This is a genomic window from Streptomyces sp. URMC 124 (genome assembly GCF_051386455.1).
GTDB lineage: Bacteria > Actinomycetota > Actinomycetes > Streptomycetales > Streptomycetaceae > Streptomyces.
In genome coordinates, this window is the sequence record NZ_JBPQTS010000445.1 from 1 (window position 1) to 277 (window position 277).

Consider the following 277-nt stretch of genomic DNA (forward strand, 5'->3'; position numbering starts at 1 on the left):
TTGCCGCGCTGCTCGCCATGCCGGCAGCCAAGGGGCTGTTTCATCAAGCGATCATGCAGAGCGGAGCTTCGCAGGCGCTGCCTTCGGGACAGGCGCAGCAGATTGCCGGCGGCCTGCTCCAGGAGCTTGGCGTAACCGCCGATGGGCTGGATCAGCTGGAGGCCATGACTGCGCAGCAGATTTTCGAGGCCGGGGAACGACTGAAGAAGCGGATCGGGCCCGGCGTGAACATGATCTTCCAGCCTGTCGTCGAGCCGGACACGCTGCCGCTAGAGCC

Annotated in this window: 1 protein-coding gene; it reads left to right on the plus strand. The window is 65.3% G+C overall.

The features are described from left to right. Nucleotides 1-277 (plus strand): carboxylesterase family protein (locus ACSNOG_RS33285; RefSeq protein WP_436756401.1); only part of this gene is annotated, 277 nt, incomplete at both ends.